The 14,979-nt window shown below is 73.0% G+C and carries 12 protein-coding genes; 7 read left to right on the top strand and 5 right to left on the bottom strand.

Annotation, left to right across the window (positions count from 1 at the left end; all coding sequences use genetic code 11):
* Both ACWEFJ_RS06995 and ACWEFJ_RS07000 read left to right on the top strand, forming a co-directional pair.
* On the top strand, window positions 1-762 hold the full coding sequence (locus ACWEFJ_RS06995; RefSeq protein ID WP_378083828.1) for a hypothetical protein: 762 nt from the start codon (window positions 1-3) through the stop codon (window positions 760-762).
* Window positions 763-901: 139 nt separating this feature from the next.
* On the top strand, window positions 902-1,810 hold the full coding sequence (locus tag ACWEFJ_RS07000) for an ABC transporter ATP-binding protein (RefSeq protein WP_378083826.1): 909 nt from the start codon (window positions 902-904) through the stop codon (window positions 1,808-1,810).
* Window positions 1,811-1,870: 60 nt separating this feature from the next.
* Here ACWEFJ_RS07000 and ACWEFJ_RS07005 read toward each other — a convergent pair whose 3' ends face one another.
* Window positions 1,871-3,067, bottom strand: a complete 1,197-nt coding sequence (locus ACWEFJ_RS07005; protein WP_449713195.1) for a S8 family serine peptidase — start codon at window positions 3,065-3,067, stop codon at window positions 1,871-1,873.
* Window positions 3,068-3,298: 231 nt separating this feature from the next.
* On the opposite strand from ACWEFJ_RS07005, the gene ACWEFJ_RS07010 reads away from it, so the two are divergent.
* The 4 genes from ACWEFJ_RS07010 (at window position 3,299) to ACWEFJ_RS07025 (ending at window position 7,346) form a co-directional block, all read left to right on the top strand.
* Window positions 3,299-3,895, top strand: coding sequence for a hypothetical protein (locus tag ACWEFJ_RS07010; RefSeq protein WP_378083822.1), 597 nt, complete (start codon window positions 3,299-3,301; stop codon window positions 3,893-3,895).
* 92 nt (window positions 3,896-3,987) lie between these two features.
* A complete protein-coding gene (trmB, locus tag ACWEFJ_RS07015) occupies window positions 3,988-4,629 on the top strand; it encodes a tRNA (guanosine(46)-N7)-methyltransferase TrmB (protein ID WP_378084008.1) in 642 nt (213 codons plus the stop codon).
* A 145-nt stretch (window positions 4,630-4,774) separates the two neighbouring features.
* On the top strand, window positions 4,775-5,905 hold the full coding sequence (locus ACWEFJ_RS07020; protein ID WP_449713196.1) for a nitric oxide synthase oxygenase: 1,131 nt from the start codon (window positions 4,775-4,777) through the stop codon (window positions 5,903-5,905).
* A gap of 283 nt (window positions 5,906-6,188) precedes the next feature.
* Window positions 6,189-7,346 carry a sensor histidine kinase gene (locus ACWEFJ_RS07025; protein WP_449713197.1) on the top strand — a complete coding sequence of 386 codons (1,158 nt, stop codon included), beginning with the start codon at window positions 6,189-6,191 and terminating at the stop codon, window positions 7,344-7,346.
* A 4-nt stretch (window positions 7,347-7,350) separates the two neighbouring features.
* On the opposite strand, the gene ACWEFJ_RS07030 is transcribed toward ACWEFJ_RS07025, so the two are convergent.
* The gene (locus tag ACWEFJ_RS07030; protein WP_378098132.1) at window positions 7,351-8,220 is read right to left on the bottom strand and encodes a hypothetical protein; all 870 of its coding nucleotides are present in this window, start codon (window positions 8,218-8,220) and stop codon (window positions 7,351-7,353) included.
* Between the two features lie 175 nt (window positions 8,221-8,395).
* On the opposite strand from ACWEFJ_RS07030, the gene ACWEFJ_RS07035 reads away from it, so the two are divergent.
* Window positions 8,396-9,697: an amidohydrolase family protein gene (locus tag ACWEFJ_RS07035; RefSeq protein WP_378098135.1), complete on the top strand. Its 1,302-nt coding sequence runs from the start codon at window positions 8,396-8,398 to the stop codon at window positions 9,695-9,697.
* Between the two features lie 30 nt (window positions 9,698-9,727).
* Here the strand turns inward: ACWEFJ_RS07035 and ACWEFJ_RS07040 are convergent, their stop codons facing one another.
* The 3 genes from ACWEFJ_RS07040 to ACWEFJ_RS07050 form a co-directional block, all read right to left on the bottom strand.
* Window positions 9,728-10,417 (bottom strand): SDR family oxidoreductase, encoded by a 690-nt coding sequence (locus tag ACWEFJ_RS07040; protein WP_449713198.1) that lies wholly within the window; start codon window positions 10,415-10,417, stop codon window positions 9,728-9,730.
* Window positions 10,418-10,682: 265 nt separating this feature from the next.
* Window positions 10,683-12,764 carry a PhoX family protein gene (locus ACWEFJ_RS07045; RefSeq protein ID WP_449713199.1) on the bottom strand — a complete coding sequence of 694 codons (2,082 nt, stop codon included), beginning with the start codon at window positions 12,762-12,764 and terminating at the stop codon, window positions 10,683-10,685.
* Window positions 12,765-12,931: 167 nt separating this feature from the next.
* The gene (locus tag ACWEFJ_RS07050) at window positions 12,932-14,935 is read right to left on the bottom strand and encodes a PhoX family protein (protein WP_449713265.1); all 2,004 of its coding nucleotides are present in this window, start codon (window positions 14,933-14,935) and stop codon (window positions 12,932-12,934) included.
* Window positions 14,936-14,979: the final 44 nt, after the last annotated feature.

Genomic DNA, 14,979 nt, shown 5'->3' on the forward strand with positions numbered 1-14,979 from the left:
ATGACTCTGCTCGCCGTTGAACGGATCAAGCTCTTCTCCACCCGCTCGCCGTGGTGGTGCATGCTGCTCGCGCTCGGGTTGACCGTCGGGATCACCGCGATCATCGCGGCGAACTGGGACGGCTCCCCGATGCCCGTGCTCGGCACGGTGTTCACCCACACGTTCGGCCTCTACGTGATCATGGTGATGGCCGCGCTGGCGGTCACCACCGAGTACCGCTTCGGCACCATCAAGTCGACGTTCCAGGCGGTGCCGGACCGCATCTCGCCGCTGATCGCCAAGGCGGTCGTGGTGGTGCTGCTGTCGGGCCTGGTCGGCCTGGCCGCCGCGTTCGGCTCCTGGGGCCTGAGCTGGGTGCTGGCCGAGGACAACTCGGACCTCGCGCTGACCACCGCCAACGACTGGCGGCACGTCGCGGGCGTCGGCCTGGTGTTCGCGGCGGGCGCGCTGCTCGCCCTGGGCGTCGGCGCGCTGGTGCGGCAGACCGCGGGCGCGGTGTCGATCATCCTGGTGTTCGCGCTGGTGGTGGAGAGCGTGGTCGGGTTCATCCCGAACATCGGCGACGACATCCAGAAGTGGATGCCGTTCACCGTGGCCAGCAAGTTCATCTTCGGCGACCCGGACCCGAGCGCGCTCCCGGAGGGGGCCGGGCCGCCCGCGATCGGCGAGCTGAGCCCGTGGGGCTCGTTCGCGTACTTCGCCGGCATCGCGCTGGCCGTCTACATCATCTCGCTCGTCGTGGTGAAGCGGCGGGACGCGTAGCGGGGAGGCCCGCGCCGCCGGCATCGGGGGCCGGCGCGCGGGCATCGGGGGAAAGGGGGAGCTCGGGTCACCTTCGGGGGGTGGCCCGAGCTCGTTTGCCCTAGGTTTCGCCACAAGCGTTGATCGGACGGGAGAAGTCATGATCGAAGCGACCGGCCTCACCAAGCACTACGGCCGGACGGTGGCCGTCGACGACCTGTCGTTCACCGTCCGCGCCGGCCGGGTGACCGGCTTCCTCGGCCCGAACGGCGCGGGCAAGTCCACCACCATGCGCATGGTCCTGGGGCTGGACAACCCGACCCGCGGCCGGGTCACCATCGACGGCCGGGACTACCGGTCGCTGCGGCAGCCGCTGCGCGTCGTCGGGGCGCTGCTGGACGCCAAGTGGGTGCACCCCAACCGCTCCGCCCGCGCCCACCTGCAGTGGCTCGCCCGGTCCAACCGGATCCCGGACAAGCGCGTGGACGAGGTGCTCGACCTGGTCGGCCTGACCCAGGTCGCCAAGCGCCGCGCGGGCGGCTTCTCGCTCGGCATGTCGCAGCGCCTCGGCATCGCGGGCGCGCTGCTGGGCGACCCGAAGGTCCTCATGTTCGACGAGCCGGTCAACGGCCTCGACCCCGAGGGCATCCTCTGGATCCGGCAGTTCATGCACCGGCTCGCCGACGAGGGCCGCACCGTGTTCGTGTCGAGCCACCTGCTGTCGGAGATGGCCCAGACCGCGCAGGACCTCATCGTGATCGGCCGGGGCCGGCTCATCGCCCAGACCAGCACCGAGCAGTTCATCAAGGACGCCACCGAGGACACTGTGCGGGTCCGCTCGCCGCACCTGGACCGGCTGCGCGAGCTGCTCGCCGGGCGCGCCCGGGTGACCGAGGCCGCGGCGCCCGACGGCGCGCTCGTCGTGCACGGGGTGGAACCGGCGTTCATCGGTGAGCTGGCCGCGTCGAACGGGATCACCCTGCACGAGCTGAGCCCTCAACTCGGTTCGCTGGAGGAGGCGTTCATGCAACTCACGAAGGAATCGGTGGAATACCACGCGGCCGACTGACCGCCGCTCCGCCGCGGCGGGCGGGAATCGAATACGCATTCGACCCCCGCCCGTCCCGGGTCACAACCGGCCCGTCCGCCAGAAGTCGTCGTCCGGCGGCGGGATCTCCATCACGACCGGGGCCGGCGCGCGGCGCGCGCGGGCCCGCCGGACCAGCAGCAGGACGACCACCGCCACCAGGAGCCCGAGCAGGACCAGGCCGCCGACCGCGAGCACGATCCGGGTGCGGTCCGCCTCGACCGGCGGCGGCGAGGGCAGTGCCCCCACCGACGTGGTGGCCGCGGTGGACGACGGGCGCGGGGGCGGCGCCAGCGGGTTGCGCTCCACCCGCGGCACGTCGGCGGTCAGCGCGGCGACCGCGTCGACCTGGCCGAACCCGGTCGCGTGGTCGCGGCCCGGCGCCAGCAGGTCGGTCGCGGTGGTGACGAGCCGGTTGACCACGTTGCCCGCGTCCAGGTCCGGGAAGCGGGACCGCACCAGCGCCGCCACGCCCGAGACCAGCGCCGTCGCCGCGCTCGTGCCGTCGACCTCGGCGTAGCCGGTGTCCACGACCGCGGCCGGCACGGCGGTGACGATCTTCCGGGCGGGCGCGGCCAGCACCGTCTCCGGGCCCGTGTTCGACTCCGGCCACGGCCCGTTGCCCGGCACCGTGCCGGAGACCGCGATGACGCCCTTGATGTTGGCCGGCGCGCCCACGTGCTCCTCGCCGTCGTTGCCCGTGCCGGCGACCACCACGGCGTCGTTGTCGAACGCGTAGTTGACCGCGCGCAGCAGGTCCGGCGTGAGCGTCGCGACCGAGGTCAGGGACAGGTTGATGACGTCGGCGCCCTGGTCGACCGCCCAGGTCACGCCCTCGGCGACGGACGCGGTGGTGAACTTGTCGCCGTCCGCGCCGACGGACACCGGCAGGATCATCGCGGCCGGGGCCACGCCGAGCGCGCCGCCGTCCACCGCCCGGCCGGCGATCAACGTCGCCATCGCGGTGCCGTGGCCGTCGTTGTCCTCCGTGCCGTCGGTCCCGCTCGCCGAGCCGAACCCCGCGCCGGGCAGCAGCGCGCCGGCGAGGTCCGGTCGGGTGTCGTCCACGCCCGAGTCGACGACCGCGACCACCACGCCGTCACCCCGGCTGGTGGCGTGCGCGGCGTGGACGCCCAGGGCGGCCAGGTGCCACTGCTGCTCCTCGATCGTCTGCGCGCGGGCGGTGCCCGGCAGGAACATCGCGATCAGGACCGCGGCGACCGCGGCTCTCCCCGTCACCCAATTCCCCCCTGTGTTCGGGATCACAAATATTCCAAGTCAATCATGTTTCACAGATCTGGATTCCGACAACCGGAGTAAGACGTTCGTTAAGACGTCGTGAACTCCGGCACAGCCCCATGACAAGCGCTTCTGAAACGGGTCAGATGGAAAGCGCGAATCGTGAGGTGGGCGCCTGCCCGCACGCGAATTCGGATACCCCCCGTCAAGGAACCCCCCGGAGGTGAACCCGTGACGGTGCTTGATCCGGACCTGAACGCCGACCACTCGGCCACCGGTTCGAAGGAGCCGCCCAGGAAGATCCTGCCCAGGCAACGCGACCACGCCCTTCGCGTCGAACCGATGTTGGCGTTGGAATGGTCGCACGCGATCGAACCCGCGGGAGGGGTCGGCCTCGCCGACTCACCCGCCCAGACCCGTCGGGCCTGGATCCACAAGGCCGACGAGCAACAGGTGCTCGCCCTGTTCCGCGCGGTGGGGCCCGAGGCTCCCGCGCCCTGGTGGCTCAGGGCGCTGGACCGGGGGAAGATCGCCTCGCGCGCGGACGCGTTCGCCCTGGAGGACGAGGTGACCGGGCTGCTGGGCAGCCGCCCGGGCTGGGTCTTCGTCCCGTGGGCGACCGAGGGCGAGGTCGGCTACTGGGAGTTCGTGCCGTCGGAGAGCGGCGTGTACGGGCCCGCGGAGCCGACCACGGTGCAGTTCACCGACCGGCACGCCGGGTTCGTGGACCTGCTCCCCGCGCACCGCGGCGCCGGCCTGCGCCAACCCATCGAGTTCACCCCCGCCGAGCTGCGCGAGCAGATCGAGGACCTGGAGAACATCGCCTAGCCCACCACCTAGGCTGTACGCCCGTGACGTCCAGCCACCAGCGACCGCCGCACCACCGTTCCGTCGTCAGCTACGTGCAACGCGGCGAACGGATGACCGTGGGTCAGCAGCGCGCATGGGACCGCCACTGGGAGCGCTTGGGCCAAGAGGTCAAGGCGCTCCCGGCCGGTCCCGTGCACTTCGCGGAGTGGTTCGGCCGCGAGGCCCCCGTGGTGCTGGAGATCGGTTCCGGGATGGGCGAGACCACCTCGCAGCTGGTGGCCGCCGCCCCCGACGTCAACTACGTGGCCGTCGAGGTCTACAAGCCCGGCCTGGCGCAGCTGCTGCTGCGCGCCGAGGCGCTCGACGTGACCAACCTGCGGGTCCTGCGCGGTGACGCGGTCGACCTGCTCTCCGGGCACGTCGAGCCGGACTCGCTGGCCGAGGTCCGCATCTACTTCCCGGACCCGTGGCCGAAGAAGAAGCACCACAAGCGGCGGCTCGTGCAACCGGAGTTCGTGCGGCTGGTCGCGACGCGCCTGCGCCCCGGCGGCACGCTGCACCTGGCGACCGACTGGGAGGAGTACGCCGAGCAGATGCTGCGCGTGTGCTCCGCCGAGCCCCTGCTCCGCAACCGGTACGACGGGTGGGCGCCGCGCCCGGACTGGCGGCCGGTGACCAAGTTCGAGCAGCGGGCGGTCGAGGAGGACCGGGTCAGCCACGACCTGATGTTCGAGCGGATCGACCTCACCTGACCGTGGCATAAAGTCGCGGCTCCGCGCGGACGACGCGGCGACTGCCAGTGGTTTCGTCACCGGATCGAGTGCAGTTTGTCGATCACCCGATGTGCCCCGTCTGGCAGTGACGAGTGACGCGGGTGCGCAACTACGGTTGCCGCCCGTGACCCTTGTCGACAACGGAACGATAACGTTCGACGTGGACGCGGCGGAGGGCTTCCTCCGCATGTTCCACATCGCCCACCCCGAGGCGGGACCGGTCGGGCCGCGCCTGGCGCGGGTCCGGGAGGAGATCGCCGACACCGGCGCCTACCGCCACACCACCGAGGAGCTGGCCTACGGCGCGCGGATCGCGCTGCGGGACTCCGGCTGGTGCACCAGCGGCGTGCCGTGGCGCCGGCTCAAGGTGCGCGACCTGCGCGGGTTCCGCAACGCGGCCGCGGTGGCGGCCGAGTGCGTCGAGCACCTGCGGCTCGCCACCAACGGCGGCGAGATCCGGCCGCTGGTCACGGTGTTCGCGCCGGACACCCCGACCGCGCCCGGCCCGTGCGTCTGGAACGAGCAGCTGGTCCGGTACGCGGGCTACGGCGACGGCTCCGGCGACCGCCGCTACCGCGAGTTCACCGAGGCCGTGCGCGGCATGGGCTGGCGCCCGCCCGCGCCGCCGGGCCGCTTCGACCTGCTGCCGCTGGTGGTGGAGACCGCGCACGAGGGCGTGAAGCTGTTCACCGTGCCGCCGGACGTGGTGCAGGAGGTGCGCCTCGAGCACCCGGACCTGCCGTGGTTCGGCGAGCTGGGCCTGCGCTGGCACGCGGTGCCCGTGATCACGAACATGCGGCTGGTCATCGGCGGCGTCACCTACCCCGCCGCGCCGTTCAACTCGTGGTTCGTCGGCTCCGAGATCGGCGCGCGGAGCCTGGCCGACGAGAACGCCTACGGCGCGGCCCGCCCCGTCGCCGAGGCCCTGGGCCTGGACACGTCCACCGAGCGCTCGCTGTGGCGCGACCGCGCCGTGGTGGAGCTGAACCGCGCCGTGCTGCACTCGTTCGACCGCGCCGCCGTCACCATCACCGACCACCACGCCGAATCGCTGCACCGGTTGTCGTGGCTGCGCTCGCGCCAACGCCACGCCGGCAACCGACCCGCGTTCCGACTCGATCCCGGGGCCGCCCGACGTGCCCGCGCGGGCGGCCCCGGCCGCTTTTCCCCCGGCCCCGGGGAAACGACGCAACCCCATTCGCCCGGACGGCTCGCCGAACTGCTCCGGCGGCGCGTCGAAGGCGTCGAACGCTGAACCGGAACCGCCCGATCAGCGCTGCGAATCCACCAGCACACCCGCCAACGCCATCAAAACCAGCACCAGCAGGCCCAGCACCGCGCCCGCCCACGTCGCGACCACTCCGAACATGGCGTTCCTCCTGTTCCCCGACTCGCCACTCCAGAGTCACCCGCGAATTCGTCATCCGACATCGGCCACTGGTGTGTTTCGGTAGGCGTTCGGGTCAGCCTGTCGGTTGACCTCCCACCCGACCGGGGTCGGACGCGCGCGCCGCACCGAGCACCTACGGTGAGGTCCCGTGGACAGCACTCACCTCGGCTGGCGGCCCCTGCTCCGCCGCCAGTGGCCGCTGGCCTGCGCCCTGCTCTTCCTCCTCGGCGGCGAGCTGCTCGATGAGGCCCGCTGGTGGCAGCTCCCCGGCTCGGCCGTCGTGTGCGCGCTGGCCGTGCTCGCGCCCAGGCGCCCGTTCGACGCCGCGCTGACCGCCGCCACGGCGGTGGCCGCGAGTTCGGTGGTGCTGCGGGTGGTGGACGTCGCGCCGGTGGTGCCGCTGGTCAGCGGCCTGGTGATCTCCGAGACGGCGGCCGTGATGGCGGTCGTCGCGGTGGTGGTGCGGCAGGCGCCGCTGGTGCGCGCCGCGGTGGCGGTGGTCGTGCTCGTCGTGGTGGCCGGGGTCTCGCAGGCCGTGCGCCCGGACTACTGGTCGCGGTACTGGCCGGGGACCTACGACGGGCCGGGTCCGTGGCAGCAGGCCCTCGGCGGGTCGGTGCTGCTGGCGCTGTCGGTCGGCACCGGGTTGTACTTCCGCGCCCGCGACCGGGAACGCGCGACCGCCGTGCGGGCGGAGGTCGCGGCGGCGCAGCACGCCGAGCGCATGGCGCTGGCGCGCGAGCTGCACGACGTGATCGCGCACTACGTGACCGGGATGGTGGTGCACGCGCAGGCGGCCCAGGCCGTGCCCGCGGCGGCGGGCGAGGCGCTGCCGGTCATCGTGCGCAGCGGCAACGAGGCGTTGGCCGAGATGCGCCGCCTGGTCGGCACGCTGCGCGGCGCCGAGGCGGACGCGCCGACCGCGTCCAGCGACCTGGCCGACGACGTCCGCGGCGTGGTCGAGCGGTCCGGTCAGCCCGTGCGGCTGCACGTCGACCTGCCCGCGCCCGTGCCGCCGTCGCTGGGCCGTTCCGTGCTCCGGCTGGTGCAGGAGTCGTTGACCAACGCGCGGAAGCACGCCGAGGGCGTGTCCTCGGTGGACGTGTCGGTGTCGGTGTCCGACGGCGTGGTGCACGTCGTGGTGGCCGACGACGGGCGGCAGCGGGCCGCGCCGGTCGGCGGGTCCGGCGGGTACGGGTTGGTGGGCATGCGCGAGCGGGTCGAGCTGCTCGGCGGCGAGTTCCACGCCGGCACCCGGGCCGGCGGCGGTTGGGAGGTGCGCGCCGCCCTGCCCGTGGTGCGGTGACGCGTCAGCCCGTGGTGGGCCGTGCCGCGGGCAGCTCCGCGGGCAGCGGGTAGGTGAAGGCCTGCGCCGGGTCCTCCAGCGCGAGGTGGCGGTCGGCCACGGGCCGCCGGGGGCGCGCGCCCCGGTCCTGGTCCGGGATGCTCGGCCGGTAGTCGCCGAGCCAGGTGGTGACGTCGCCGGAGAGCCGCGCGTTCTCCGCGTGCAGCTCGCGGACCTGGTGCTCCAGCTCGGCGATCCGCGCCTCCGCGTCGCGGTGCACCCGGACGATCGTCCACAGCATCTCGTACGCGCTCGACTCCGGGTCGCGCTCGTCGGCGTCGGGCGTCGCGTCGTCGGCCGCGGGGGTGTCCTCCGGGACGGGCAGGCCGTGCCCGCGGGCCCATTCCGGGCCGCCGATCATCGTGGTGGTGATGTCGTCCACCGACGGGTCGAGCCAGGCCGGGGCCGGTTCGCCGGTCTCCTCGCCGGTGACCAGGCCGTGCAGGTGGCGCGCCGTGGCCAGCACCTGCGCCGCGTGCTTCGGGTGCACGGCGTCGTGGACCAGGTCGGCGATCCGCTCCCACGGCGGCACGCTCTCGGTCCGGGCGTGCTGGCCGATCCACCGGTTCAGCTCGGCGCGCACCGCGCCGAGCGAGCGCCCGTGCGCCCAGTGCCCGGGTGTTCGGGCCGCCCGGCGCAGCACCCGCCGGTACGCGGTGCCCATCCGGCCGTGCTCGTCGACCAGGTGCACCAGCAGGAACAGGGCGAGCCAACGACGTTGCCGGGACAGGCCCGGATCGGAGAAATCCGCCTCGGAGCGCAGGACCGCCACCGCGGGCTGACCCTTGCCGCGCCGTTCGCCGGATTGACCACCACTTCCACCGTTACGAGCCACCAGTCACTCCTTCGCCGGATCAGCGGGACGACCACCTCTCCCAACGTTCCGGAGATTACGTCCGTTCGGCGGGTGAACACCGCCCGAAAAGGTCAAACCCACTGTTCGGGTTACCTCGCCAGGCGAGTGCCGCCACGTTGTGTGTAGCTCGAACGAGTGCGGCAGGATCGGGCCCATGTCGCTCCGCCTGCACGCCCCAGTGGTCCTGCCCTGCGATCCCACCTGCGCCGTCCTGCGCGACGCCGTGGTCGACGTGGTCGACGGCCGCGTGACGCACGTCGGCCCGGCGGCCGACGCGCCGGAGTTCACCGGCGAGGTCCGCCGGTTGAGCGGGATCCTGCTACCCGGTCTGGTGAACGCGCACGCGCACAGCCCGATGGTGCTCCTGCGCGGCATGGGCGGCGACCTGCCGCTGCTGCGCTGGCTGCGCGAGGCGATGTGGCCCGCCGAGGCGAAGATGAAGCCCGAGGACATCCGCGTCGGCATGCTGCTCGGCGCGGTGGAGATGCTGCGCAACGGCGTGACCACGAGCGCGGAGATGTACTTCCACGGCGAGCAGCTCGCGGACGCGGTGCTGGCGGCCGGGTCGCGGGTGCTGTTCGGCGCGGCGATCATGGACCTGCCCGGCATGCCGTGGCGGCCGATGACCGACGAGATCACCCGGTGGATCGACGCCGACGGGCTGCGGTTCGGGCCGGACGAGCGGGTCGAGCTGGGCTACGGGCCGCACTCGGCGTACATCCTGTCGCCGGAGGCGCTGGGCGAGGTCGCGGGCGAGGCGCGGGACCGGGGCGCGTTGGTGCAGGTGCACGTCGCCGAGTCGGCGGAGGAGGACCTGGAGCAGCGCGCGTCGCACGGGTCCGTGCCGAAGCTGCTGGAGCGGGCCGGTGTGCTGGGCGGTCGGGTGCTGTCCGCGCACTCCGTGCACCTGTCGCCCGAGGACGTGGCGATCTACGCCCGGCACGGCGTCGGTGTGGCGCACTGCCCCGGCTCGAACACCAAGCTGGCCTCCGGCATCGCGCCGCTGCGGTCCTACCTGGACGCGGGCGTGCGGGTCGGGTTGGGCACGGACGGCCCGGCGTCCAACGACGACCTGGACCTGTTCGAGGAGGCCCGGTTGGCGGCCCTGCTCGCGCGGGTGACCTCGGGCGACGCGACCGCGCTGCGGGCGGCGGACGCGCTGCTGCTGGCCACGCGCGGCGGTGCGGCGGCGTTGGGCCGGGACGACCTGGGCGCGCTGGAGCCCGGTCGGTGGGCCGACGTGGTGCACGTGGACGTGGACGACCCGGCGTTCGCCACCGGGTTGGACGCGCCGGACGAGCAGGTGCTGGCCAACCTGGTGTGGGCGTCGGGCACGCGGCGGGTCAAGGACGTGTGGGTGGCGGGCAGGCAGGTCGTGGCCGACGGCGAGACCACGAACGTGGACCGGCGTGAGGCCCAGGCCGGGGTCCGGGAGGCGGCGGCGCGGCTCCGGTAGCGCGCCGGCGTCACCCGTTGGGGTTCACCTTCACGGGACCGGTCGGGGCCTCGGGCGCACGACGACCTCGGTGACGTGGGCGTCGTCGTCGGCGTGCACGGCGGTGGCGACGGCGCGGGCGACGGAGTCCGCGGTCAGGTAGAGGTGCGGCTGGTAGTCGCCGCTCTCCTGGGCGCGGACGCCGCGCTGCATGTCCGTGTCGACGCGTCCGGGGTGGACGGACGTGACGCGCAGGTCCTCTTCCTCGGCGCGCAGGACGTCGGCGTAGGCGCGGAGGGCGAACTTGCTCGCGGCGTAGACGCCCCAGTCGGCGTTCGCGCGCAGGCCCGCGCCCGAGTTGATCAGCACCACGTGGCCGCGGGCGGCGCGCAGCAGCGGCAGGGTCAGGCGGGTCAGCTCGGCGACGGCGACGACGTTGAGGTCGAGCGTGCGGCGCCAGACGTCGGCGTCGGCTTCGGCGAGGGGGCCGAGTTCGGCGATGCCCGCGCTGTGCACGAGCACGTCCAGGCGGGTGAGGTCGGCCGCGGCGGCGGCCAGGGCGGTGGTGTCGGTCAGCTCCACCGGCCAGGGCCGGGCGGAGCCGAGCGACTCGGCGAGCCCGGCCAGCGCGGCCTCGTCCCGCCCGCCGAGCAGCAGGTCGTGCGTCGGCGCGAGGGCACGTGCGACGGCCGCGCCGATGCCGCGCGAGGCACCGGTGACCAGGGCGACGGGTCGACTCATACCCCGACCCTATCCCCGTGAGCCCTACCCCCACGCCGCGTGAGCCCAACCCCGGAGCCGCGAGAGTCCAACCTCCACGGCGCGTGAGTCCAACCTCCACGACCTGTGAGTTCAACGCTCAGGCACCTGCCGCTCGCCGTGAGCGTTGAACTCAGGGTCTCCGAACGTTGGACTCTCGCGCTCCGAACGTTGGACTCTCGCGTTCTGAAGGTTGGACTCACGAGGTGTGGAGGGCTCGGCGGTGGCGCGAGCCCTCCACCTCGGGTCAGCCGCAGATGCGGCCCTTGTCCTTCTTCCACACCGCGACGACGGACGGGCGCGGCTGGGAGGCGCCGCCGTCCGGCCAGTGCGACAGCGGGTTGGCGGCCGACGCGCCGTCGATCTCGCCGGGGTGCTGCACGGCCACGAGCACGAAGTCGTCCTCGATCACCGGGCCGCACGTCTCCGCGCCCCGCGGCACGGTGAGGAACTGCTTCACCCGACCGCGGTACGGCCCCTCGACCGGCACCGCGAAGAGGCCGTCGTTGGACTTCAGCGCGTTGCCGTCGGTGGAGATCCACAGGTTGCCCCGCGAGTCGAACGCCACGTTGTCCGGGCACGAGATCGGCGAGACCTGGGTCTTGTCGTAGCCGCCGAAGTACGTGTCGGGCGACGTCGGGTCGCCGCACACCAGCAGCAGCTTCCAGGAGAACGACGTGGCGGTGTTGTCGCCGCGGCGCTCCTCCAGCTCCAGCACGTGCCCGTGCCGGTTGTTCAGCCGCGGGTTGGGCTCGGTCGCGCCCTCCTTGCCCGCCTTGCCGCGGTCGGTGTTGTTGGTCAGCGCCGCGTACACCCGGCGGTTGCGCGGGTTCGGCTCGACGTCCTCCGGGCGGTCCATCTTGGTCGCGCCGACCTTGTCCGCCGCGAGCCGGGTGAAGATGTAGACCTCCTCGGCGGTGAAGCCGGGCACGAACGACCGGTTGCCGCTCGCCAGCGGGATCCACTCGCCCGAGCCGTCGAACTCGCCGTCGGCGGGCAGCGTGCCGGTGCCGTCGATCTCGGCGGCCGGGCTGTCGCCGGTGAAGCGCGCGACGTACAGCGTGCCCTTGTCGAGCAGCTTCTTGTTGTGCTCACGCGCGTGCTTGCTGTTGCCCGGCTTGACCTTCTCGTCGGACACGAACTTGTACATGTAGTCGAAGCGCTCGTCGTCGCCCATGTACGCGACCACGCGGCCGTCGCGGGCGACGATCACGTTCGCGCCCTCGTGCTTGAACCGGCCCAGCGCGGTGTGCTTGACCGGGGTCGAGTCCGGGTCGAGGGGGTCGATCTCGACGACCCAACCGAACCGGTTGACCTCGTTGGGCTCCTGCGCCACGTCGAAGCGCTTGTCGAACCGCTCCCACTTGCGGGTGGACGCCGCGCCGGACAGGCCGTAGCGGGACAGCCGCGCCTTCACCACCGGGTCGGTGACCGAGCCCGCGTTGGCGAAGTACTGGTTGAAGTTCTCCTCGCCGGACAGGATCGTGCCCCACGGCGTGACGCCGCCCGCGCAGTTGTTGAGCGTGCCGAGCACCCGCGTGCCGGTGCGGTCGGCGGAGGTCTTGAGCAGGTCCGAGCCCGCCGCCGGGCCGGTGACCTTGAACTCCGACGTCGCCGTGATGCGGCGGTTGTAGCGCCGGTCCTGCTTCGGCTGCAGCTTGCCGCTGCGCCGGTCGCGCTCCACCCGCACGACGGACAGGCCGTGCGCGGCCCACGCGATCTCGACCTGCTCGCGGGTGGGGTTGTCGGGGTTCCAGTCCTTGAACAGGAACTCCTCGGTCGTGTACTCGTGGTTGGCCACGAGCAGCCACTCGTCGTGGCCGCCGAGCGGCACCAGGCCGAGGAAGTCGCAGTTGTAGCCGAACTGCTTCGCCTGCGCCGCCGCGGTCTGCCGGTCGAAGTCGAACGCGGGCGCGCCGGGCACCACCGGGTCGCCCCAGCGCAGCACGACGCCCTGGTCGTAGCCCTCGGGCGCGACCAGGCGGTCCTCGGTGTTGGGCGCGACGGCGGCGAAGTTCAGGCCGTCCCGGCGACGGCCGCCGCCGAGGTCGACGTCGATCTCGACCGCGGGCTTGGCGGCGGCCGTGCCGGCACCGACGAGCCCGACACCCGCGCCCGCGACGGCGAGCACGGCGCCCGCCTTGAGCAGGCCGCGCCGACGCACGACCTCGCTGACGACGTCACCGAAGTAGGAGTTGGCGGACGTGTTGGGCGCCTCGTGCGCGCACGCGTCGCCACAGCGGTACTTGCAGGTGATCGCCGACCGCCCGAGGGGGTGGTTGGGCAGCAGGGGCAACAGGCGCCTGCCCCGATCGGTGGACGAGGACACGCGGACCTCCGGGATCGCTCAGTGGGAACCGGGCGACCGTAAGAGGGCAACTCCTCATCCAGCGGACTTCGAGGTGAACGAGAGGCGAACACCTCGACCGGCGCCGATCCGGCACGGCCTGGTCGCACCGCGGGTCGCCGACCCGTCGCGCACCGCGACCGAGGAGGTCATTCGCCGATGCGCCGCCCCTCCCGCCACACCGCGACGACCGAGGGCCGCGGCTGCGAGTCGCCGCCGTCGGGCCAGTGCGAGGCGGGGTTGTCCGCGCTCGCGCCGTCCACCTCGCCGGGGTGCTGCACGCACACCGTGACGACCCGCTCGCCGATCACCGGCCCGCACGTCTCCGCACCGCGCGGCACGGTGAGGAACGCCTTGAGGTGACCGCGCTCCGGCCCGGACACCGGCACCGCGTACAGGCCGTCGTTGTGCCCGCCGAGCGCGCCGGCCGAGTCGCTGGAGATCCACAGGTTGCCGTGCCGGTCGAACGCGACGTTGTCCGGGCTGGAGATCGGGGACACGCGGGTCTTGTCGTAGCCCGCGAAGTAGGTGTCCGGGGACGCCGGGTCGCCGCACACCAGCATGAGGTTCCAGGTGAACGCGAGCGCGAGGGGGTCGCCGCCGCGCTCGGTCAGCTCCAGCACCTGGCCGTGCTTGTTGTTCACCCGCGGGTTCGGCTCGGTGGGGCCTTCCTTGCCGGCCTTGCCGCGGTCGACGTTGTTGCTGAGCGCGCAGTAGACGACACCGGTGCGCGGGTGGGTCTGGATGTCCTCGGGGCGGTCCATCTTGGTGGCGCCGACCCGGTCGGCCGCGAGCCGGGTGAAGACGTAGACCTCCTCGGCGCTCATGCCCGGCACGAACGACCGGTCGCCGCTCGCCAGCGGGACCCACTCGCCGCGCCCGTCGAACTTCCCGTCGGCGGGCAGCGTGCCGGTGCCGTCGATCTCGGAGGCCGGGCTGTCGCCGGTGAAGCGGGCCACGTAGAGCGTGCCGTCGTCCAGCAGGGTCATGTTGTGCCGGCGGGCGGCCTTGCTGTCGCCCTTGCGGACCCGGCCGGTGGAGACGAACTTGTAGATGTACTCGAACCGCTCGTCGTCGCCGGAGTAGGCGACCACGCGGCCGTCGGCGGCGACGCGGACGTTGGCGCACTCGTGCTTGAAGCGGCCGAGCGCGGTGTGCTTGACCGGCGTGGAGCCCGGGTCGGTCGGGTCCAGCTCGATCACCCACCCGAACCGGTTGACCTCGTGGGGCTCGCGCGCCAGGTCGAAGCGGGGGTCGAACCGCTCCCACTTCCGGGTGGTCTCCGTGCCGGTGACGCCGTAGCGGGTGAGGCGCGGGTCGGCGAGCGCGTCGGCGTTGGCGAAGTACTGGTTGAAGTTCTCCTCGCCGGACAGGATCGTGCCCCACGGCGTGACGCCGCCCGCGCAGTTGTTGAGCGTGCCCAGGACGCGGGTGCCGGTCGGGTCGGCGGAGGTCTTGAGCAGGTCCGACCCCGCCGCCGGGCCGGTGACCCGGAACTCCGTGGTCGCGGTGACGCGGCGGTTGTAGGGGGAGAACCGGGGGGTCAGGCGGCCGTCGCGGGCCTGGTCGACCCGCACCACGGACAGGCCGTGCGCGGCCCACGCGATCTCGACCTGCTCGCGGGTGGGCCGGGACTCGTCGTAGCCGCGGAACATGAACGGCTCGCCGGTGTACTCGTGGTTGGTGACCAGGAGGTTCACCCGACCGGTGGGGTCGAGCGGCAGCAGCGCGGCGAAGTCGCAGTTGTAGCCGAACTGGCGGGCCTGCGCGGCGGCGGTCTGGTGGTCGAAGTCGAACTCCGGGGCGTCCGGGAACAGCGGGTCGCCCCAGCGGATCACCACTTCGTGCCGGTAGCCGTCGGGGACCACGACGGCGTCGAGCGCGTTCGGTGCGACGGGGTCGAAGTCCAGGCCGCGGGGAGCCGGTCCGGCCGCGGCCGCCGTGCCGGTGGTGGCGGTGGTGGCGGCGCCGCCCGCCAGCGCCGCGACGACCACGCCGGCCTTGAGGGCGGTGCGCCGGTCGACCAGGTCGCCGAAGTACGGGTTGCCCGAGGTGTTCGGCACGTCGTGGAAGCAGGCGTCACCGCAGCGGTAGCGGCAGGTGACGGCCGCGCGGCCGGCTGGGTGGTTGGCCAACAGGGGCAGGTGTCGCACCACGTCGCACGCCTCCTACGGTCGGTACGGGACCAACCGACCGT

The sequence above is a fragment of the Actinosynnema sp. NPDC004786 genome (assembly GCF_053601135.1).

Excerpts from the sequence above, each read along its gene's own strand:
- ACWEFJ_RS06995 (WP_378083828.1), top strand. The coding sequence starts at position 1 with ATGACTCTGCTCGCCGTTGAACGGATCAAGCTCTTCTCCACCCGCTCG.
- ACWEFJ_RS07000 (WP_378083826.1), top strand. The coding sequence starts at position 902 with ATGATCGAAGCGACCGGCCTCACCAAGCACTACGGCCGGACGGTGGCC.
- trmB (WP_378084008.1), top strand. The coding sequence starts at position 3,988 with ATGACCGTGGGTCAGCAGCGCGCATGGGACCGCCACTGGGAGCGCTTG.
- ACWEFJ_RS07035 (WP_378098135.1), top strand. The coding sequence starts at position 8,396 with ATGTCGCTCCGCCTGCACGCCCCAGTGGTCCTGCCCTGCGATCCCACC.
- ACWEFJ_RS07040 (WP_449713198.1), bottom strand. The coding sequence starts at position 10,417 with ATGAGTCGACCCGTCGCCCTGGTCACCGGTGCCTCGCGCGGCATCGGC.